We start from the raw sequence: 22206 nt of genomic DNA on the forward strand, positions 1-22206 counted from the left end.
AAGCCTTTAAAATATTGTCATGTTTAAATCGCTATCACATATCATTATTGCATTTGCAGCTCTGCTGGCCATCGCCGGGCAGACCTTCGCCTATGTCAATATGGCCTGTGAGATGCCAGCAGATCAAGAACAAAGTAGCCATCATTCAATGATGGGGCACAACATAGACAGTACTGCTGATAAACTCTCTCACGAAGAAATGCCATGCTGTGAAGAAGGCTCAATGGAATGCCCATGCCCTGTAAGCGCCTGCTCGAATATGGCTCAAATTTCTGCGGAGGCAAATCAGCTGCCGCCTGCATCTAAGCAAAAGCTAGCTTTCGCTACGAATTCTGCTCAACCCCATAACAGCTACTCCCCCCTAGTTCGCCCACCTATTTTTGCCTAATACAGGGTTAGTGCGCCCGAAGTTTAAGCCGCACTCTTAACTTTTGTATTCATCGCTCTTCTTTTTGCATTGCAATATAACGAAAGAGCTCTTGCCCAGTTTGATCTGGGGGCATTTATGACTAAGACTTTATTTAAATCACTGTTTATTTTATTTGTGGGCGTCAGCCTAGGTTTTGCTGTAAAGCACTTTCAAGGCGGCACAGCTTTGAGCACGAACAAGGACGAAACTCAGAACGAAAAACCATTGTACTGGGTTGCGCCTATGGATGATAACTATCGTCGGGATCAGCCCGGTAAATCACCCATGGGCATGGACCTCATTCCGGTTTATAAGGAGGCCAGTGCTACAGACTTACACGGGCCAGGAACAATAAAGATAGCCCCCCAGGTGATCAATAACCTAGGGGTTAGAGTGACCCAAGCGCTTAGCGAAAAACTAAGCTCAGAAATATCGACGGTGGGCTATGTGCAATATGATGAAGATCGCTTGATTCATATTCATCCACGCATAGATGGCTGGGTAGAAAAGCTCTATATTAAAGCCGCAGGTAACCCTGTAAGAAAAGGCCAACCACTTTACACCCTATACTCCCCAGAACTGGTGAACTCCCAAGAGGAACTGCTACTCGCACTTAAGCGTAACAATAATTCTCTTATTCGAGCCGCACGTAATCGCATGAAGGCCTTGCACTTATCAAGGGAGTTTATTGAGCAGTTAGAAAAAGATCGTCAAGTAAAACAAACCATCACCTTCTATGCGCCCCAAGACGGGGTGGTTTCGGAACTTAAAATCCGCGAAGGCTTTTACGTTAATCCCGGCAATACCTTATTAAGCATTGCTCAACTAGATCAAGTTTGGGTTGAAGCCGAAGTCTTCGAGCGTGATGCTGCGATGATCAAAGCCGGCTTAAAGGTATCAATGTATCTGGATTATCTACCTGGCAAGCAGTGGCAGGGCATTGTCGATTACGTTTACCCAAGTTTAAACAGCAAAACCCGTACATTGAGAGTTAGATTAAAGTTTGACAATCAAGACCTAAGCTTAAAGCCCAATATGTTTGCCCAAATTAGCATTTACACGGAGCAAACGAACAGCTCCATTATTGTACCCAAGGAATCGGTAATACGAAGCGGCAAACAAGATCGGGTAGTGCTCGCCTTAGGGGACGGCCAATTTAAATCCGTGGAAGTTAAATTGGGCCGTGTACTGCAAAATAAAATTGAAATCCTTTCCGGCATAAACGCTGGCGACAGCATTGTCAGCTCGGCGCATTTCCTATTGGACTCTGAATCTAGCAAGACCTCGGACTTTCTCCGAATGCGGCCAATGCCTGAAGCTGAATACCAACAAGCAACCGTAAAAGGGCTGATTCATCAAATTGACAATGAAAATCGAAGTTTAGATATTAGTCGTGAAGCCATAGAAAAGTGGGGGAGAGACGCAGCACGCATGAACTTTTTGGTCGAAGAGGACATCGACTTATCGGAATTCTCTGCGAATCAAACCGTGACCTTCACCTTTGAAGTTCGAGACGACCTGGTTATTACTAAACTTAATCACAATCTAGAATCGAATCAAGAAACCCTCCAAGAAACCAATCAAGTAGCCAGTCAAAACTCAGCGAAGGAGAGCATGTAATGATAGAAGCTATCATACGCTGGTCGATACACAATCGCCTATTTGTGGTTTTAGCTAGTCTGATGCTGAGCGTTGCGGGTGTTTATTCGCTGAAAAATACCGCTGTAGATGCCATACCTGATTTATCAGATGTGCAGGTAATTATAAAAACTAGCTATCCCGGCCAAGCCCCCCAAGTCGTGCAAGATCAAGTGACTTTTCCCTTAACTACCGCAATGCTCTCTGTACCAGGCGCGCAAACGGTGAGGGGCTACTCATTTTATGGCGATTCCTATGTGTATATTATTTTTGATGATGACACAGATCTTTACTGGGCCCGCAGCCGAGTGCTGGAATATCTCAGCCAAGTTTCCGCCCGCTTACCCGATACTGCGGTGCCCGAGCTTGGCCCTGACGCCAGTGGTGTTGGCTGGGTATATATCTATGCGTTAAAAGATACCACTGGCAAACACGATTTGAGCCAGCTACGCAGCTTGCAAGACTGGTTTTTAAAGTACGAATTACAAACCGTGAGCGGCGTTTCTGAAGTCGCAGCGGTTGGCGGCATGGTTAAGCAATATCAGGTGCAAGTCGATCCGGATAAATTGCGCGCTTATAACATTCCCCTTAATCATATTCATACCGCCTTAAGAAGAGGCAATCAAGAAACCGGGGCTTCGGTGGTTGAAATGGCCGAAGCTGAGTACATGGTTACGGCAACCGGCTATATCCAATCAATTGCCGATATTGAAGCAATACCTCTCGGGTTGAATAATCAAGGCACGCCTCTCACTGTGGGTGATATCGCCCAAGTTAATATCGGCCCGCAAATGCGACGCGGCATTGCAGAGCTTAATGGCGAAGGTGAAGTAGCCGGCGGCATTATCGTTATGCGCTATGGTGAAAATGCACAAAAAACTATTGATGCGGTGAAGGAAAAATTAAACAGCCTTGCAGGCTCTCTTCCAGAGGGAGTAGAAATTGTACCTGTATACGACCGCTCAAAACTGATTCAGAGCGCCGTTGATAATCTGTGGAGCAAACTTGGTGAAGAACTCATCATTGTCGCTCTGGTGTGTGCGGCATTCCTATTTCATCTGCGCTCCTCTATCGTCGCTGTTATCAGTTTACCACTTGGCATTTTGATTTCTTTTATCGTCATGCACTATCAAGGTATCAATGCCAACATTATGTCGCTTGGAGGTATCGCGATCGCCATAGGCGCCATGACTGATGGTGCCATCGTTATGATTGAAAATATGCACAAGCATATGGAACGACAAGAGCTAAACGATGAAAACCGTTGGCATGTGGTCGCTCAGGCAGCAACCGAGGTAGGCCCTGCCCTATTTTTCAGCTTGCTGATTATTACCGTTTCGTTTATGCCGGTATTTATTTTGGAAGCACAAGAAGGGCGCATGTTCGCGCCGCTTGCCTACACCAAAACCTACGCTATGGCGGCAGCCGCCGGCTTGGCGATTACTCTGGTACCGGTATTAATGGGTTACTTTATTCGAGGGAAAGTTGTTTCTGAGCGTAAAAACCCATTGAACCGATTACTCACTGCCATCTACCTACCTATATTAAAGGTGGTTATGGGCGCTCCGAAGTTGACGCTTCTGGTAGCGTTGATCATCACAGTTTTAGGCTTTTACCCGGCTACAAAAATCGGCAGTGAGTTTATTCCCTCTTTAGATGAGGGCGACTTGATGTATATGCCAACGACCTACCCTGGTATATCCATCGGCAAGGCTCGTGAGCTACTTCAACAAACCGATAAATTGATTCGCACTGTACCGGAGGTTGAAAGTGTCTTTGGTAAAGTTGGGCGAGCCGAATCGGCAACGGACCCAGCCCCGCTCACTATGATTGAAACTTTTATTCAGTTGAAGCCAAAAGAACAGTGGCGTCCAGGTGTCAGTACGGAGTCACTCAGGGCCGAGCTTGATCAGTTGGTGAAGTTTCCAGGGCTGAGCAATGCCTGGGTAATGCCCATTAAAACCCGCATTGATATGTTAGCCACTGGCATTAAAACGCCTGTCGGCATCAAGGTTGCGGGGCCAGACTCATCAGTCATTCAAAAGATTGGCCAGGATCTAGAGAAAATACTCACCCCGGTGAAGGGAACGGCTTCGGTCTACTCTGAGCGGGTTGCTGGCGGCCGATATATTAAGGTGGACATTTCTCGGGAGAAGGCTAGCCGCTTTGGTTTAAATATTGCAGATATTCAACAGGTAGTCGCTACCGCAATCGGTGGAATGAATGTTACTCAAACTGTAGAAGGACAAGAGCGTTACCCGGTAAATCTTCGCTATCCCCAGGACTATCGCAATTCACCAGAGCAACTCTCGCGTTTGCCGGTACTGACACCTTCGGGCCAACGAATTGCTTTGGGTGATGTCGCAAGAGTATTTATTGAAGATGGTCCGCCTGGAATTAAAAGTGAAAATGCTCGGCTCAATGGTTGGACTTTTATCGATATCGATGGTGTTGATATTGGTAGCTATGTCGATAACGCTCAAGCTATATTGGCGCAGCAGCTTGCGTTACCTCCAGGTTACTCTATTAATTGGGCTGGCCAATATGAGTATATGGAGCGCGCAAAGGAAAAGCTTAGCTATGTTTTGCCGCTAACGTTGGCAATCATTATGTTGTTGCTCTATTTGAATTTTCGTCGATTTAGTGAAGTTGCAATGATTATTCTCAGTTTGCCGATGGCGATGATTGGTGGCCTGTGGCTGATGTATTTCGAGGGCTTTAACTTTTCTGTCGCTGTAGGTGTTGGTTTTATTGCTTTGGCCGGGGTTGCCGTTGAAATTGGGGTGATTATGTTGGTTTATCTTAAGCAGGCTTTGTCAGAGTTAAGGAGTAAAGCTATCGAGACTCAAACAGCTATTACTATGGATGAATACCAGCAGGCCCTTATTCAAGGCGCAGGTTTAAGGGTTCGTCCGGTTATGATGACGGTGGCTACGATTATTATTGGTTTGTTGCCTATTCTTTATGGTAGTGGTACTGGTTCGGAAATTATGAGTCGTATTGCGGCGCCGATGGTTGGTGGGATGAGTAGTGCGGTGATTCTGACTTTGATTGTTTTACCTGTGCTTTTTGGGCTGCTAAATAGAAAGGAAGTATTGCGGGTTAATGAGCAGCTTGCTGTTCGGGGCTAATTCCAAATAGACAGTTAATACCGCGGACGGCATACTCTTGTGCCTTGTCTGGCCGATTTTAGTCTATATGCATCTTCATCTGGAACGCGCTTAAACCATCCGGGGCGCTCGACTTCGCAGCGTCCTTGCTGCTCCACGGTTCCTGATGAAGATGCATATAGACCAAAATCTACAATGTGCTTGTTTCAAAGAGCCGCTCCATGGTTTCGAGTGAGCACTCCTGTAAAATGAAGTCTGCCGAACAACTACTCTTTAATAAATCGTTCATAAGCAAAAACTGTAACAAACGATATCAGTAGCCATACAAGATATTTAAAACCATTTTGCACAAGTACAACCTGCAGCGGATTCCCGACGATAAAGTCCATTAAAGGCTGACGTAGAAGAGCACCATGTAAGGCGGTTAGTAAAGCAAATAGAATTAGTATGGCAATGCACTTGCCCTTAATTATTATTTTCTTTCTGAGTAGATGGTATAGAAACAGGCAGGCTATGCCATATTCGATGGATGTTGTCATTGCGATATAGCGCACATCCCAAGAAGGGCTCACTTGTTTACCGGCCATTTGCGAGCCAATCCAATTTGGCAGCCAATCTACGGTAATAACATGAACCACGAAGGCACTTGTAGAAGCAAGTGCTGCAATCACTAAGCATATGATTAGTTTTTTTGCCATGCCTAAATCCTTGGCCCTAGTTTATTATCACTTCAGTAAATCAAAGGCATCCTCAATATGCTCTGGTAATAGAGGCTCTTTGACTCTTAGTTTTTTATACCGCTCCTGAGCTTTGAGCTTATCTTTTCTATAAAGTTCTTCTAATGATTCCAGCTCACTCTGATACTTTTCAACTAACTGTATATCTGGCTCAGAAACTCTTGATGCCGTTGCGACAATTTCTTGCAGAGCCTGTTGTTTGCTTTCTTTCTCTGAATGATCAGCTGCTATCTGCTGTGGATCTTGGGGCTTCGCCATAGGTTTGGATATTCGTTTAGCTCGCATTGTGCTTTCTGTTGGTTTGCTCAATGTTGATGAAGGCTCGTCCATAGCCGCATAAGCCCCAGCACTCGCCTCATCCACTATCACTTCTTCTACTACCACCTCTTCTATGAAAGGTTCTTGAACAAGCGCTTCTTTAATAAGCGGCTCTTGAACAACAACTTCTTCCAATTCAGAAACGGAGGTATCGGCCTCAAAGGCTCTTCTGGTGACTGGCAAGCTTGCTGTTTCTTCAGCTACGCCAAGCTCGATGGCCGAGGAATCCATGCTGTGCTCTTCTAGGTTTGGTAAAAGTAATACGGCAATAAGCATTACTGCTAGGCTGCCTGCTCCAATAAACCAAGGTTTCACAAAAGCGAGTTTGTTTTGGCTGGCTGCAAGTTTATGCGCTTCAGCTTTTTGCTTGGCATAGGCCAGAACTTTATCATCTAGTGATTTTGGCGATTGCACTTTCTGTTCGTTCTGTTCTTGATCGAGCTCAAACTTAGGCTGAGTATGTTTATTGTCACTCATAACTCACCCTCTATTAACTGTTTAATTTTTTGTTTGCTGTAGCGTATACGGCTTTTAACCGTCTCCGCTGGGCTGCCGGTGATTTGGGCAATTTCGGCAAGGCTAAAACCTTCAATCTGTAAAGCGTAGCTCTGCTGCTGAAGTGGCGGTAACTCTGCCAGTTTGCGTTCAATTTCTATAATTAGATATTGTTGCTCTAACGGTGCTTCATTAGCTGATTGTTCATCTTCTTGCTTCGGCTCATCATCATAGACTTGGAAATTCTTTTGCTTGCGCCAAAAATCGATCAGCTTATTGTGTGCTATTCGATAGAGCCATTGCTTAAAGGGCTGCTGTACTTTCTCATCTGGGCGAAAAGTATCGGCCTTATCAATAACTGATAGCCATGCTTCGTGGCAGATATCTTCGGCACAAGTGGCATCCTGCACACTTTTTAGCACATAACGGTAGACGGCATTTTTATAGCGGCCGTAAAGTATCTCAAAGCAAGGATGTGAGCCCTTGCTGAATTTCTTCAGCAGGGCCTCATCCGATTTGAAGCGATTTAGCAGCGTCTTATCTCCTCAAAAGAAGGCCTCGTTTTTCTAGCCCTCAAACAAACGCCTTACAATTCACAAGAATACAGCAATCTATTGAAGCGCAATTTGCTGATCAATACTAGCTGCGATTTCGGCTATATTAATCAACTCACCACGATAGGAGAATTTGTCTAGGCCTTTACTATTTCGCAGTTGTGTTATCAGCTCTTGCATATTACCTTCACTAAGGTTTTTTCCACCTCGCAAACGCTGGCCTAATTCGGCAACAGATACGGCAAATCGATGCTCGTTACTGGCCTGCTTGAAGGGGATGGCAAGCTGGTCGGTGTTTACAATTTTTTCGCTTAAGCGGCTAGCGTCGCCTTGCTTCGCTTTATAGCGAAGCTTGATATAGGCAAGCTCTTCACTTCTTTCTAGCCTAGGGCGCGTTTTACTTAAGCCGCTTCGTGATGCGTCTTTAAAACCCGCCTTGCCGTAACGCAACTCAGGTAGGCTGCCCTCTCCTTTGAGACTTAGCTCGTAGATAGCCGTTACCTGGTGCCCCATACCAATATCACCGGCATCTACCTTGTCATTATTGAAATCTTCGCGATTCAGTATGCGGTTCTCATAACCTACCAAACGATATTCACTTACCTGATCGGGATTAAACTCCACCTGAATTTTGACATCACTCGCGATAGTATGAAGCGTCGCATTCATCTGATGAACGAGAACCTTATAAGCTTCTTTTAAGCTATCAATATATGCGGCATTACCATTTCCGACATCGGCCAATTCTTCCATTAAGGCATCGTTATAGTTACCGGTACCAAAACCCAATGTCGTTAAAGCGATACCAGATTTCCGTTTCCGTTCAATCAGAGTTTTCAGCTGATCTATATCGGTAACACCAACATTCATATCACCATCACTGGCAATTAATACTCGATTAATACCGCCTTCAATAAAAGCTTGCTGGGCTTGCTCGTAGGCCAATTTGATACCTGCACTACCGTGAGTACTGCCACCGGCTTCCAGCCCGTTAATTGCCGCTCGAATCTTTGCTTTTTCGCTGGCCGCTGTTGCGGGCAATACCAGGCCTGCCGCTCCCGCATACACTACCAATGACACTTTATCTTGGGCTTCTAGATTGTCTAACAGCATCAGCAGGGATTTTTTCAGCAATGGAAGCTTATTTTTCGATCGCATACTGCCAGATACATCCACTAAAAAGACCAAGTTGGCGGCAGGTCTTTGCTGCATATCTGGCTCATAGGCTTGCAGCCCGATGCGCATTAGGTATTTATTGTTGTTCCACGGCGAAGTACTTAGCTCCGTATTAATATTAAAAGGCTGGTCTTTTGAGCTTGGTTTTGGGTAGTCATAATGAAAATAATTGATCATTTCCTCTACCCGCACCGCCTCCTGCGGGGGTAAGTTGCCATCTTGTAGAATCATGCGGCGGATATTGGCGTATGAGGCCGTATCCACATCAACGGAAAATGTTGATAAGGGCTGCTCTGATACCAAGCGAATGGGATTGTCAGCAGGTCCTCGATAATTTTCACTGTTCTGTTCAATAATTGACGGCGGTATCTCTGGCATAGGCTTAGCGGGCATCATTGAGTTGTACATCACCCTTTTTCGCTCGGCTTCTGCATAAGCCGGCATAACCCTCGCTGCCGATACAGTAACTTCTTCCAGCTCCTGAGGGCTACTCAGCACCACAGGCACTGGATCTGTATATTGCGTGGCGTCCTTTTGTGATTTCTGCTCTGTTGAATTTTGGCAAGCCACAAGGCCACCCAAGAGAATTGCGACAGGCAGTGCTTTGCGAATAGTTGGGCTCATATCTAAGCTCCTTGACGTTGTGTTATAGCTATAACGCAGCAGTGAGGAAAATGGGGTTAAAAGGGAGGTAAAAAAAAGAGTGCTTATGGTGAAATACCATCCCTGGCACGATTTCCCTGAAAAAAGCAGACACTCCCTGGGGAATGTCTTTGGCAGCTATTTCTCGATACTGAAGCGAATGCGCTCGGTCACATTCGGCGTAGCGACGGGTTCACCGTCTTGTATCGCGGGCTGATATTTGTACTTGGCAACCGCTGCGGTCGCTGCCTTCTCGAAGACGCCCTGGGGCTGAGCTTGGAGCACCCGAATATTCTCAGTATTGCCAATAGCGGTTACATCAAAGCGCACATCAACAAAGCCCTCTATACCTCGAGTAATGGCTCTATTTGGATACCGAGGTGCAGCAGCAACTCTTTTCACCAACATACCGCTTTGGCCGATCTCAATCGGGCCTTCATTTCCTGGGTCAACATTGAACTTCCCAGGCAACAGGCCAGTAAAATCGTTTTCGTTCGACAGCACTATTTCTGGGTTATCTACCGGCGGAGTCTCCTGAATTTCTTGCTTTTCAGGTTTTTCGTATTCCTTTTGGGTTTCGATAATCTGCTTTTCAGCCCAAATATTAGCCGGCATGATATGGGCCGGTGATTCAGGCTCTATGTATTCCTTATAAATTAAGCTGTGCATTAATAAAATGAGCGCTGAGGTCACAGCCACCGAGAACAACACAGATACGGCAAAAGCCATTAACTTTGTAACAGCACCTCTAGAAGACTGCCCTATATGAGTATTTGCAGCGCTTTGCTTAATTATTGCATTCATATCAAACCTTCCTCGAGCATTTGCTCATTGCTGTAAAACTAATAAGCTGAGCCAATTTAACTAACTGGCTCTACTAATCGTCTTCGCTATCAATAGAAACCTTAAATTCTTGGCTGACCCCAGTTATATAGGCTGGCTTTCCCGATCGCTGATAAGCGGAGAACTGACTACCTCGAATTGATTTCTCAATCTCACGTTTGAGTTTGCTACTTAAATCTACGGGGCTAACAACCACGCCGTAAGCATTTCCAAACTCATCAATATTAAACTCCGCTTTAATATTGATTGATAAATCAATCCCCTCGAAAGCTTCAATAGCAGGCATTTGAATATCGCCATCGACAAATCCACTAACCTGCACTTGTGATGCTGGCAGTGTATTTGTTGCCATTGCGACCACTTTTAAAGATTCATCAAATCTAGCTTTTTCATTTTCTGATTTGGAAACAGTTCGAACATCTACCAAACTAACTGGTATTTTTAAAAATCCTTTGTCATGAACTTCTAAGTCTATCGCTGCCATAGATAAACCAATCAAAAGCAAAAACCAAAACATAGGTCTACTGGCATTACTCTTTTGAGGCGCACGATCGACATAGCGATCAAGCACCGTCATCACCCGCTGGTAGTATTCGCCATTGCCGTTTACTGCAACCACCATTGCGCTGGCCTGTTTATGCAATCGTCCGGCTTCCATTAGCACTTCGGCATAATCGGCGTCGTTTGCACCTGCATTAAGCACCGTGTCATCAGCGAGTTGCTCCGATAGACTTTTCAGTTCTGCAAGCAACCACCAAAGGGGCGGCAGAAACCAATAGATTGCTAACAGAAAACGTGCTGAGTTAATTCTTAAAAAGTCACGGTGTTTGATATGCGCCAGTTCGTGAAGCAAGACCAGATCAAGCTGCGCTTTCGGCCAGGACTCTGCATTGGCAGGCAGCAATACAATCGAACGAAGAAAGCCAAAGGTACAAGGACTCATTGATTCGCTATGATGTATGCGTAAAGCTGGAGTTTTCTTAATACTGAGCTTTGCAGCAAGCATCTCTAAACGACTATTTAGATCTTTGTTAGCTTGCTTGGCTTGCTTTTCGATCTGAGCAAGGCGCAACAAACCCATAATGGAATACAACAGTAACCAGCTTGCGACAAAGCAATACACCATTAGAAGATATTGCACCCAAGTCTGCTGGATAAAATGCACCGGGTTCTGCAATAGAAAGTGACTAGGCCGAACTGCGACAGCAATTGAAAAGCTATTCAAGGCATAATCAAAAAAGGGAAACAAAAACAGTAAGGCGGCCGCCATACTTAACCACTGATAACGCAGGCGCGCCGAGTGTTTATCCAAGCCCAAATAGCAGCCCAATAACAATAAACAGATTAACCCTGCTTTAAGCGCTAGCATTAGGGCGGCCGCGATCATTACTTAGGCTCCTGCTGCTTTCTTTCACGAGCTTGGCGAATCATCTTTTCCAAGGATTCCAACTCCTGCTCATTTAACTCTTCTTTGGCGTTACCAATTAATGCGCTGGCGGCCTGGAGGGCAGAGCCTCCAAAAAAGGTGCGCACTAAACGCCCCATCGCCGATTGGCTTGCATCGTCTTTGGCGGTAACTGCGCTATATAAATACTTCGCGCCGTCTTGCTGATGACTGACCAAACCCTTCTCAACCATCCTTGCCAATAAAGCGCGGACTGATGAATAACTGGGGGCGTCGCTAATACCGGCCTGCACCTCTTTCGCCGAGGCGGGCTGTCGCTCATATAAGACATCTAGAATTTGTCGCTCGCGACGACTGAGCTTTTGACTTGTTTTGCTCATGACAAGAAATATCCAATCACTGTTATTACGATTCGAAAACCCTTAGCTACTCAGGCCTTCATCAAGGTGCTAATTTTTTAGCATCATGCTAAAAAATTAGCACCTACACCCAACAAGGTCAAACAAAATTTATACAAATCTATATCGAAATATTTTGATATAGATAAAATGCACTGCTACACTCCCCATTATGTCTAGTGATGAGAACCCTCAAGAACGCCCTGCTGAGCAGTTAGCCGCCCTATTAAAGGCCGCGGCGGATCCTTTGCGTCTTGAGGTTTTGCGCGTGCTAGCTAGAGATTCCTATGGGGTGTTGGAGCTGGTTTCAATTTTCGAATTGAAGCAGTCCAGTATGAGTCACCATTTAAAGGTGCTTGCCTCAGCGGGCTTGGTCGCAACTCGGCGTGAAGGCAACTCAATCTTCTATCGCCGTGCCCTCGCCAGTGTTGACCCGCTATTAGGCGAAGCCCAAAGGCGCTTATTTATCAGTGTCGATAGCTTGCCACTAGAGCCAGAGTTACAAGCCCGCTTAGATGAAATCCAAAGCGAGCGCGAAACCGCTTCTCGCAAGTTTTTCACCGAAAATGCCGGCAAGTTTCGTGAACAAGCCGACTTAATTGCCAGCTTCCCGGTCTACCAGGAGCAGGTTGCGGAAGCCTTGTTGGCCGCACCTGTTGATAAGACAGGCGAAAATCGGCTAGCCCTCGAGCTCGGCCCTGGTGAAGGAGAGTTTTTGCCATTTTTGGCGGAACGATTTGATACCGTTTTTGCATTAGATAACAGCCCAGCCATGCTGGAGACCTCACGCCAACTGGTACATACAAAAGGGCTGAACAACGTTGAGCTAGTGTTAGGTGACACAAGACGCTTGCAGGAACTAGACATTGCCGCGCAATGCATAGTCGTCAATATGGTTTTGCACCACACCCCATCACCAGCTCAAATTTTTAGTGATTTAGCCAATAGTTTGGCCAGCGGTGGGGTTCTGCTGGTTACTGATCTATGCCGTCACGATCAAGCTTGGGCTCAAGAAGCCTGCGGTGATCTATGGTTAGGTTTTGAACCCCAGGATTTAAGTCAGTGGAGCGCAGAAGCCGGCCTTGAAGAGGGCCAAAGTATTTACTTTGCGCTGCGCAATGGCTTTCAAATTCAAATACGTGAATTTATAAAACCCGCACAGGCTTGATACAAATAATCGTATCACTAGCCGTCGGAATTTTTTTGGCCTAAGGCCATGAATTTAGGAAATGAGTTATGTCTGAGTACAGCATTTTTACTTCGGAATCAGTATCTGAAGGTCACCCGGATAAAATGGCCGATCAGATTTCCGATGCCATTTTGGACGCCATTATCGCGCGTGATAAAGACGCTCGTGTAGCGGTCGAAACTTTAGTGAAAACCGGTATGGCCATCGTCGCTGGTGAGCTAACCACTAGCTGCTATGTCGATCTTGAAGACATTATTCGCGATGTGATCAAAGGCATTGGCTACAACAGCTCCGATGTGGGCTACGACGGCGATAGCTGCGCTGTGATCAATGCCATAGGCAAGCAATCTGTGGACATTAACCAAGGTGTCGACCGTGCCAAGCCAGAAGATCAAGGTGCCGGCGACCAAGGCTTAATGTTTGGTTACGCCACCAATGAAACACCAACGCTGATGCCAGCACCGGTTTACTACTCACACCGCTTAGTAGAGCGCCAAGCTCAACTTCGTAAAGACGGTGTATTGCCTTGGTTGCGTCCAGACGCAAAGTCACAAGTTACCTTGCGCTATGAAGATGGCAAACCAGTAGCCGTTGATGCGGTAGTTTTATCTACCCAGCACAACCCAGAGGTTAGCCAAGAAGATATCCGTGAAGCTGTTCTAGAGAACATTATTAAACATGTTCTTCCACCAGAGCTATTACACGAGGGCACCCAGTACCACATCAACCCAACAGGCAATTTCGTCATTGGTGGCCCAGTGGGTGACGCTGGTCTAACTGGACGTAAAATTATTGTAGATACCTATGGTGGTATGGCTCGTCACGGTGGCGGTGCTTTCTCTGGTAAAGACCCATCCAAAGTAGATCGCTCAGCAGCCTATGCAGGCCGCTACGTTGCTAAAAACGTTGTCGCTGCTGGCTTAGCTGATCGCTGCGAAATTCAGGTGTCCTACGCTATTGGTGTTGCCGAACCAACTTCTATTTCAGTTAATACTTTTGGCACTGGCAAAGTGAGTGACGAGCAACTCATCACCGCAATTCGCGAAGTTTTCGATCTTCGTCCATACGCCATTACTAAAGTGTTGGATCTACAGCACCCAATGTATCAACTCACCGCAGCTTACGGTCATTTTGGTCGCGAGCCGTTTGAACACAGTTACGAGTGGGTAGAAAACGGCGAAAGCAAAAAAGATACTTTCACCGCCTTCACCTGGGAAAAAACAGACAAAGTGGATGCTTTAAAAGCAGCACTGGGTAAGTGAGACGTTAGACGTTAGACGTTAGACGTTAGACGTTAGACGTTAGACGTTAGACGTTAGACGTTAGACGTTAGACGTTAGACAAGAGCTTGACTCAGGAGGAGTCGGATGCAAAGGGCGCATGAAAGGCTTACCGTGTGGCAAGATGCCATGGATTTGGTTGAGACTATTTATTTACTGACTCAATCATTTCCCAAACACGAGCAGTTTACGCTAAGCGCTCAAATGCGACGGGCAGCGATAAGCATCCCTTCCAATATTGCAGAAGGCGCTTCTCGCGGCAGTGATAAGGAGTTTGTTCGTTTTTTACAGATAGCTCGGGCATCATTAAGCGAACTTGAAACTCAGTTAAAAATTGCTATACGTCTTAGTTATATTGAACAAAACAATACGGCCTTACAGGATTGCAACACTGCATTCGCAAAGCTGCCAGGTCTAATTAACAAGTTAAATCAGCAAATAGTGTAAGAGCTGCGGACGTCTCACGTCTTACCTTTTACATTTAACGAGGCATATTTATGAACTACGATATTAATGGCTTTACCGATTTTAGAGTGGCCGCTCAATCTAAAGAGCAGTTTGAGCAAGATGCCTCTTGGGGCCGTAAAGAAATTGAAATTGCTGAAGGCGAAATGCCGGCATTGATGGCTTTGCGTCGCAAGTACAAAGATGCACAACCTTTGGCTGGTGCCAAGATTATGGGTTGTATTCATATGACCATCCAAACGGCCGTACTTATCGAAACCCTAGTTGAGCTAGGTGCTGATGTACGCTGGTCATCTTGTAATATTTTCTCTACCCAAGATCACGCTGCCGCTGCTATCGCCGCTGCTGGCATTCCTGTTTTTGCTTGGAAAGGTGAAACCGAGGAAGAGTTCTGGTGGTGTATCGAGCAAACTATTCTAGCCGAAAAAGACAGTGACAAGCTTTGGGATTCCAACATCATCCTAGATGATGGTGGTGACCTAACTCAGATGTGTCACGAAAAATATCCGCAAGTATTGAACAACATCCACGGTATTTCTGAAGAAACCACCACAGGTGTACACCGCTTGGTTGAGATGTTGGAAAAAGGCGAACTAAAGGTTCCAGCCATCAATGTTAACGACTCTGTTACCAAATCGAAGAACGATAACAAATACGGTTGTCGTCACTCTTTGAATGATGCCATCAAGCGTGGCGTAGACCACCTATTAAGCGGCAAAAAAGCGCTTGTAGTAGGTTACGGTGATGTAGGTAAAGGTTCTGCGGCTTCTTTGCGTCAAGAAGGTATGATCGTTAAAGTTACTGAGATTGATCCTATCTGCGCAATGCAAGCTTGCATGGATGGCTTTGAGATTGTTTCGCCTTATATCGACGGCGTAAACACCGGCGAGCTTAGCTGCATCAATAAAGAGTTACTGGGCACTACCGACCTGATTGTTACCACCACCGGCAACACCAATGTTTGTGATGCCAATATGCTTCAGAGCCTAAAGAACGGCGCTGTAGTGTGTAATATTGGCCATTTCGATAATGAAATCGATACCGCTTATATGCGTGAAAACTGGGAATGGGAAGAAGTTAAACCACAGGTTCACAAAATTTACCGCAATAAAGCCGAGAAGGATCATTTGCTTCTGCTTTCTGAAGGCCGCTTGGTGAACTTGGGTAATGCTACTGGCCACCCATCACGCATTATGGATGGTTCTTTCGCTAACCAAGTTCTAGCACAAATTTATTTGTGGGAGCGCAAATTCGCCGATCTTATGGAAGGTGAAAAGAAAGACGCACTTTACGTTAAAGTCTTGCCGAAGAAGCTGGACGAAGAAGTAGCGGCTGACATGGTTGCGGGTTTTGGTGGCGTAATCACCAAATTAACCCAAACCCAAGCCGACTACATCAACGTTGAAGTTGACGGCCCATTCAAGCCAGAATCTTATAAGTACTAAAATAAGAACTGAGCTTAGCAATAACAGCTTCGCTGCTTCTGTGAAAAAACAGGAGCAGCGAATATCGAGCACTGTTCAAAATAAACAGGCCAAATACCATGAGCAATGAGCATATTCCTGTTAGCTTTGAGTTTTTCCCACCAAAAACTCAAAAAGGAAAAGAGAAATTAAAGGCTGTACAAGAAGAGCTGGCCTTATTCCAACCAGAGTTCTATTCCGTCACCTATGGTGCTGGGGGATCTACCCGCGATAGCACCAAGGGGATTGTGTTGGATTCTATCAATGCGGGCTTCGATACAGCACCGCATCTATCCTTTGGTGGCGATGACGAAGACACCATTAAGCAGCTGCTGCAAGAATATAAAGAAGGCGGTGTAAAACGCATCGTGGCCCTGCGCGGTGACATGCCTTCTGGCATGGGCGGTGCCTCTCAGCTGGTTTATGCCAATCAGCTAGTGAGCTTTATTCGCGAGCACTTTGGCGATCACTTCCATATTGAAGTGGCAGCTTACCCGGAGATCCACCCAGAAGCACGCAGTTATAAAAAAGATATTGAGTATCTAAAAGGCAAGTTTGATGCCGGAGCCAGCAGCGCTATCACTCAGTATTTTTATAACCCTGATTCTTACTTTTATTTTGTGGATCAGTGTCAGGCAGCGGGCATCGATCAACCAATCATCCCGGGCATTATGCCGATAATTAATTATCAAAATCTTGCCCGCTTTAGTGCCAACTGTGGCGCAGAGATTCCCCGCTGGATGGCAAGACGCCTAGAAGACTTTGCTGATGATCAAGAGAGTATTATTTCTTTTGGTATTGATCTGGTATCAGACCTCTGTGAAATGTTGCTCGATAATGGCGCTCCTGGCTTGCACTTTTACAGTATGAACCAAACCCAGCCCACATCTCAAATATTGGTGAATCTACTTGGTAGCGAGTAATAAAAAAGGCCGTTTTTAAACGGCCTTTTTCTTTTGGGTTACTACTTATTTATCACAAGCCGTTTCGTTTGATGCTTGGACTGCAAGATCTCATCTTTACTGGCCGGAATTTTCTTATATTTAAATTGCAAAAACATTTCCAACTGGTCTCGATAGTGAGGATCTTCCTCACCTGCGGTATTTACAAAACCACTCTGGCCTGGCGGAATAGAATCATAGGCCTCGAAGCGATCTCCGCGAGCTATAAATAAGTTATTCTCGCTACCTCGATTAGCATACTCCGCAATATTGACCACAGGGCGTTTAGCAGCTTGCGGCACCCCTCTAAAGTTGACTCCCACCCATTCCATTGTCGGCGAGGGAACCTTCCATGCACTTACCGTCAAGCCCTGCTGTTGCATCAAGCGCTTCACAGCTTCGCGAAAACTACGTTGCAATACTTGCTCGGATTGCCCCGAAAAGAAATCATAAATAGGCTCTTGTTGGGCGGCAAGCGCGTCTAGATTTTTTATCAAGGCTCGCGTTCCACTGCCCACCAACATGGATGGGCCCAATTTTACGGTTGGGTAGCCGGTAGCACTGTAAAGATAAAAGAAATCATCACCCACATCATCGTGGATAGCGTTTTTTACTAGCGTACTTACGAAGTTTTCCGCTATCGCGGCGGCCGCAGGATAATTACCCTGCTCATCAGCTAGCCAGTTTTGATCCCAGGATTCCAGGGTTTTCAACGCTGCTCTCTCGATATCATTCAACTTGCTTTTTGATAAAGCTCGCTGCAAATATGGCAACAGATAGGGCAGACTAGAATCGCGATAGCTTACCTTCTCATTAATTGCCCAAATTTCTTCGGGAGTGAATGTCGCCTGACTCTCTAGCTGTTTATTAATATGTTGTACGCGGTGGGCTCGCCCCCAAGTTAAAGGCCAAAGATCAGCTGCTACCCAGTCAGCAGATGGGCGATTATTCCAGTTACTGATGTAAGCCTGAGCTGGGTTTTCAACACTTGGGTTTTCGCTATAAGGGCGCATGCCTAACCAATCGTAAGAACCATCACCCGGTACGGGTATACGAGGGTCATGTCCAGCAACCCTCTGGGGATAATTACCGCCATGGGTGTAAGCGATATTACCTTTGATATCCATATAGTAAAAATTAATATTGGTAGCCACACCCTCTACTGCTTCTTTAGCATCGCGAATAGAGTTTTTCTTGGACAGTTCTATCCAGCTCAAAAGCGTTGCCAGCTCTTTACCTTCCCAAGCTCGCGCCCTACTTACTGCCACGCCGTCTTCGGGCAGGTGAATCATTACCATACCCTGAGCCGACTTCCTCGCCTTTAGTTTGTGAGTAGCACCACCTTTAACATTGATGGTTTCTTCCCACACTTCAAAGTCTTTGAACTCGCCCTTGTGCCAATATTGTTCTTGATTCTCTGGGTTAAGTTTAAGAATGTATTCATCAACCTGATCACTTAAACCCGCTGTACTTCCCCATGCAATTTTATTGTTATGGGCAAATAATAATGCCGGCAAACCTAGCAGGGTATTACCGACCACTTCAAAATCACCGCCATGCAGGCCGATTCCATTCACATAGGAAGGCAAGCTCCAGCCAAATTGTGGACCATTAAGCAAAACGCCATTAGCACCCTCAGTTTTAGCGGAGGAAACAGACCAAAAGTTACTGGCCGGAGAGAATTCCGCGCTAACCGTAAATCCATTATTGGCAATTAGAGTTTCAAAGTCTTCAGCCACTGCAGGATCATTTGTTATACCCTGAAACTCGCCATTCTGGTTTACCGCGACGCGTGAGGTTTTGCCAACTGCTGCTAACGTATTAAGGTATTTGGGTAGCTTGTCACCTTGTAATTCGATGCTTCCTTCTCGAGGCACTGTAGTGGGTGAATCTTGATCCAATAGCCATTTAGAGGCATTAAATATATCCCAGGCTTTTTCTTCGCCATGCTGATTGCGTAAGCTCTGCCACAAGGCTAGATTATCGCGCTCGGAGCTAAAATCAGAATAACGATGTGCGATTGCACCTGCGAAAATCATAGCAACATCATATGCTTGCCACTGCTTAGGCAAGAAGTCATTTTCCTTAAATTCTAGAGGTAATAACTCATTTTTATTGGCTAACACTTCTTCTACTCTGGCACTAAAGCCCTGAGCATAGGCTTCTAATAATGAGCGTTCTTCTGAAGACACCTCAGCCAATTGACGCTGAACGTCAGCAAGATTGTAACTGCGACGAATATGTTCATCTAGACTTAGATATTTATCACCTAGTACCTCTGAGACTTGTCCCAAAACGGTTCTTCTTAGCATCTCCATTTGGTACAAGCGATCTTCTGCAATGGCATAGCCATAGCCATAATAAACTCCGTAGTTGTCTTCACCATAAATATGTGGCGTGCCGTATTCATCTCGAATAATTTCGACAGCTGATTGGCTTGCTTTCTTGGCAAGCTGAGTATTATTTAGCTCTGGTGATCCACAAGATGAAATAAGCCCCATAGAGATTAGAGCTAGACTTAATGCACTTTTCATTTTTAATTCCCAACTTATTTTTATATGGCTTTTAGCTCAGCTAAATTTTTCATGTTGCATCTAATGATTCAATACAAACAAAGTAGGTTTTTATAGCTAAAAAAAAGCCCAATCAAATTGACTGGGCTAAATACACAACGAAATCGACTTTTCAAAAGCTTCGACTGGCACCAAGAGGGAGAGCATTACGCCAGCCGAAGTTCTATTACATAGAGTAGTTAACGGTTAGACCGTAGGTGCGTGGCGCACCCCATACACCGATACCACCAGGCCCAATAACATATTGGTGAGAAATATAATCCTCATCCATTAAGTTTTTACCCCATAAGGCCACTTCCCACTGCTCGTCAGCTGAAGTCCATGCGGCACGCGCATCCCACAACTCATAAGCATCCAGAGTGATACGGTCGTCGATATAATCACCGCGCTGCTCATCCGAGTAGCTGTATTCTAAGCGGAAATCCATTGCGCCATTTTCCATGGGCACATTGTAGTTAAAGGATAAGTTAGAGCTATTTGGTGGCGCAGAGCGCAAGCCTTTACCAGAAGCATCAACAATACCTCTAGTGGTTTCAATAATCAGATCGCTAACTTCACTATCCATATAGGCGTAGAAGCCTTTGATGTAGAAGTTTTCGGTCGGATACCAAGTAACTTCCAGCTCAGCACCGGTAATTTCCGCTTCACCAATATTGGTGGTCAAGAAAGTACCAAAGCTTGAACCTGGAACAGGACCAAAACGAACAACCTGTAGATCTTCATAATCGGTGTAGAAGGCAGTTACGTTCATACGCAAGCTGTTATCCATAAAGTCGCCTTTAAATCCAACTTCATAGTTTAATGCGGTTTCAGGATCTACCGGGGTAGAAGCCGAAGACTCAACACCTTGCGAACCGGCAAAACCTCCAGACTTATAACCTTTCGATGCCGATGCAAAGAACATCATATTGTCGTTCGGGAAATACTGCATAGCGATCTTAGGAGAAAAATCGTTCCAGTCATCACTTGGATTAACTTCGAAAGCTTCAGCAATAATATTCAAACTGCCGCCAACACCGCCACAAGGCGCGAAGTTTTCAAACTGGGTGCCAATAATCGACGGATCGTTATCACGCACTAGATCACAGTTAACAGATACAGCTTTGTAATCTTTTTCATCAACGGTGTAACGTGCACCCAAGGTTAAGTGCAACTGCTCACTGAATTCCCAAGTACCCTGCCAGTAGGCCGCATAGCTGGTAGTTTCGTTACCGGTAAATGCGTATTCATTACCAATAATTTCCTGGCTGCCTACATCGGTAGCCCTAAAGCCATCAAAGCTGCCGGCTTTGGTAATGCGGAAGATTTCAGTTCGATCGGTTTCTTCAGTGAAGAAATACAAACCCGCGGTGTAGTTAAAATTACCATCAAGGTTTGAAGTCCAGCGTAATTCTTGAGAGAAGGTATCGATATCTTCTTTAATATCGTCCATCACTTCATCAAATGGCAAACCTAGCGCACCAAGTGGAGCACCCACAGAGGCCATCGACCAATCAGTTTCGGCGGTACGGAATGCAGTGATGGTGGTTAACGTACCGGTATCGAATTCGATATCACCCTGCAAGCTAATACCACTAGCTTCACGCTCAGAATAGCCATCACGTGATGCAGCATTTTGACGCGGCCCCGTTACACCATTAGCGGCCATAATAGCGCTTAGTGGAGCGTTGTCATTAACACCTGTGCGGCCCATATCAGCTCGGCTGTCTTCCATCGTATCTACGGAAAGCAACCAGTCAGAACTTTCAGCTTCAACACGCAATTGCGCGCGAACAGAAGTTTGATCTTCGTCTTGTAACTCTGTACCCAATAGAACGTTATCAACATAACCGTCATGTTCACGATGGTTAACACTGATTTTACCGTATACATTGTCACTTAAAGCGCCACTCACCAAACCTTGATAACGCAAAATGCCTTCGTTACCTACCGTCATGCCAGCTTTTAATTTGGTTTCATCTGTCGGCTTGGCAGATACTACATTGATGGCACCACCAATAGCGTTACGACCAAATAGTGTGCCCTGCGGACCACGTAATACTTCTACACGCTCTAAGTCGAACATATCGAAGTTGATACTGGCACCACGGCCGATATACACACCATCCAAAAATAGGGCTACCGAGTTATCTAGACCGGCACCGTCATCAGCCGAGGAAATACCTCGCAAAGATGGAATCGCCTGACCCGGAGAAAATTCACTGAACGATAAGCCCGGAGTATGTTGAGCAATACTGCCGGCATCAAAAATATCGGATTTTTTAATTTCATCAGCGCCAAGAGCGGTTACCGCAATTGGAATATCCTGCACGTTTTCAGCGCGGTGCTGAGCCGTGACCACAACTTCTTCAATTTGCGCCAATGCACTTAGGGAAACAGCGCTCATGGCTGTCACCGCCGCCGCGCGGCGAATTGCTACGGCTAAAGGGTGTTTCATTATGTTGTCCTCATCATCTCGAATTATCATTATTGTTGACAGCTCTTTGCTGAATCGTCGGCCGTCCTAGTGTCAATAACACCGCTTGGCAAAACCCCCTCCAAAATAATTTGAATAAAACACTCTGCCTGCT

At 45.6% G+C, this 22206-nt stretch carries 17 protein-coding genes; 8 read left to right on the forward strand and 9 right to left on the reverse strand.

Features of this window, described 5'->3' with window-relative positions:
- The first annotated feature begins 19 nt into the window (after positions 1 to 19).
- The 3 genes from Q1A41_RS16835 to Q1A41_RS16845 all read left to right on the forward strand — a co-directional run bounded on the left by Q1A41_RS16835 (position 20) and on the right by Q1A41_RS16845 (position 5178).
- Positions 20 to 388, forward strand: a complete 369-nt coding sequence (locus Q1A41_RS16835; RefSeq protein WP_299981348.1) for a hypothetical protein — start codon at positions 20 to 22, stop codon at positions 386 to 388.
- Positions 389 to 505: 117 nt separating this feature from the next.
- A complete protein-coding gene (locus Q1A41_RS16840) occupies positions 506 to 2029 on the forward strand; it encodes an efflux RND transporter periplasmic adaptor subunit (protein ID WP_299981350.1) in 1524 nt (507 codons plus the stop codon).
- Positions 2029 to 5178, forward strand: coding sequence for an efflux RND transporter permease subunit (locus Q1A41_RS16845; protein WP_299981352.1), 3150 nt, complete (start codon positions 2029 to 2031; stop codon positions 5176 to 5178). Before Q1A41_RS16840 ends, Q1A41_RS16845 begins: the two co-directional genes overlap by 1 nt.
- Positions 5179 to 5423: 245 nt before the next feature.
- Here the strand turns inward: Q1A41_RS16845 and Q1A41_RS16850 are convergent, their stop codons facing one another.
- The 7 genes from Q1A41_RS16850 to Q1A41_RS16880 form a co-directional block, all read right to left on the reverse strand.
- Positions 5424 to 5855, reverse strand: a complete 432-nt coding sequence (locus Q1A41_RS16850) for a hypothetical protein (RefSeq protein ID WP_299981354.1) — start codon at positions 5853 to 5855, stop codon at positions 5424 to 5426.
- 27 nt (positions 5856 to 5882) lie between these two features.
- The gene (locus tag Q1A41_RS16855) at positions 5883 to 6689 is read right to left on the reverse strand and encodes a hypothetical protein (protein WP_299981356.1); all 807 of its coding nucleotides are present in this window, start codon (positions 6687 to 6689) and stop codon (positions 5883 to 5885) included.
- A complete protein-coding gene (locus tag Q1A41_RS16860) occupies positions 6686 to 7240 on the reverse strand; it encodes a sigma-70 family RNA polymerase sigma factor (protein WP_363322455.1) in 555 nt (184 codons plus the stop codon). The genes Q1A41_RS16855 and Q1A41_RS16860 overlap by 4 nt, the downstream gene beginning before the upstream one ends.
- A 78-nt stretch (positions 7241 to 7318) precedes the next feature.
- Positions 7319 to 9061 (reverse strand): VWA domain-containing protein, encoded by a 1743-nt coding sequence (locus tag Q1A41_RS16865; RefSeq protein ID WP_299981358.1) that lies wholly within the window; start codon positions 9059 to 9061, stop codon positions 7319 to 7321.
- A 156-nt stretch (positions 9062 to 9217) separates the two neighbouring features.
- A complete protein-coding gene (locus Q1A41_RS16870; protein ID WP_299981360.1) occupies positions 9218 to 9883 on the reverse strand; it encodes an energy transducer TonB in 666 nt (221 codons plus the stop codon).
- A gap of 73 nt (positions 9884 to 9956) precedes the next feature.
- A complete protein-coding gene (locus tag Q1A41_RS16875) occupies positions 9957 to 11309 on the reverse strand; it encodes a M56 family metallopeptidase (protein WP_299981362.1) in 1353 nt (450 codons plus the stop codon).
- Complete coding sequence (locus Q1A41_RS16880) at positions 11309 to 11707, reverse strand: BlaI/MecI/CopY family transcriptional regulator (protein ID WP_299981364.1); 399 nt, start codon at positions 11705 to 11707, stop codon at positions 11309 to 11311. The genes Q1A41_RS16875 and Q1A41_RS16880 overlap by 1 nt, the downstream gene beginning before the upstream one ends.
- Before the next feature lie 190 nt (positions 11708 to 11897).
- Here Q1A41_RS16880 and Q1A41_RS16885 point away from each other — a divergent pair, with 190 nt between their 5' ends.
- The 5 genes from Q1A41_RS16885 to metF all read left to right on the forward strand — a co-directional run bounded on the left by Q1A41_RS16885 (position 11898) and on the right by metF (position 17045).
- Positions 11898 to 12893 (forward strand): metalloregulator ArsR/SmtB family transcription factor, encoded by a 996-nt coding sequence (locus Q1A41_RS16885; RefSeq protein WP_299981366.1) that lies wholly within the window; start codon positions 11898 to 11900, stop codon positions 12891 to 12893.
- 68 nt (positions 12894 to 12961) lie between these two features.
- Entirely contained in the window at positions 12962 to 14176 is a 1215-nt protein-coding gene (metK, locus tag Q1A41_RS16890; protein ID WP_299981368.1) for a methionine adenosyltransferase, read from the forward strand.
- A gap of 105 nt (positions 14177 to 14281) precedes the next feature.
- The gene (locus tag Q1A41_RS16895; protein WP_299981370.1) at positions 14282 to 14641 is read left to right on the forward strand and encodes a four helix bundle protein; all 360 of its coding nucleotides are present in this window, start codon (positions 14282 to 14284) and stop codon (positions 14639 to 14641) included.
- 50 nt (positions 14642 to 14691) lie between these two features.
- Positions 14692 to 16104, forward strand: a complete 1413-nt coding sequence (gene ahcY, locus Q1A41_RS16900) for an adenosylhomocysteinase (protein WP_299981372.1) — start codon at positions 14692 to 14694, stop codon at positions 16102 to 16104.
- A gap of 98 nt (positions 16105 to 16202) precedes the next feature.
- Positions 16203 to 17045 carry a methylenetetrahydrofolate reductase [NAD(P)H] gene (metF, locus tag Q1A41_RS16905; RefSeq protein WP_299981374.1) on the forward strand — a complete coding sequence of 281 codons (843 nt, stop codon included), beginning with the start codon at positions 16203 to 16205 and terminating at the stop codon, positions 17043 to 17045.
- 41 nt (positions 17046 to 17086) lie between these two features.
- Here the strand turns inward: metF and Q1A41_RS16910 are convergent, their stop codons facing one another.
- Together Q1A41_RS16910 and Q1A41_RS16915 are read right to left on the reverse strand one after the other, a co-directional pair.
- Entirely contained in the window at positions 17087 to 19597 is a 2511-nt protein-coding gene (locus tag Q1A41_RS16910; protein ID WP_299981376.1) for a penicillin acylase family protein, read from the reverse strand.
- A gap of 205 nt (positions 19598 to 19802) precedes the next feature.
- Complete coding sequence (locus tag Q1A41_RS16915) at positions 19803 to 22073, reverse strand: TonB-dependent receptor (protein ID WP_299981378.1); 2271 nt, start codon at positions 22071 to 22073, stop codon at positions 19803 to 19805.
- Between the last annotated feature and the right edge of the window lie 133 nt (positions 22074 to 22206).

The sequence above is a fragment of the uncultured Pseudoteredinibacter sp. genome (assembly GCF_947502065.1).
Lineage (GTDB): Bacteria > Pseudomonadota > Gammaproteobacteria > Pseudomonadales > Cellvibrionaceae > Pseudoteredinibacter.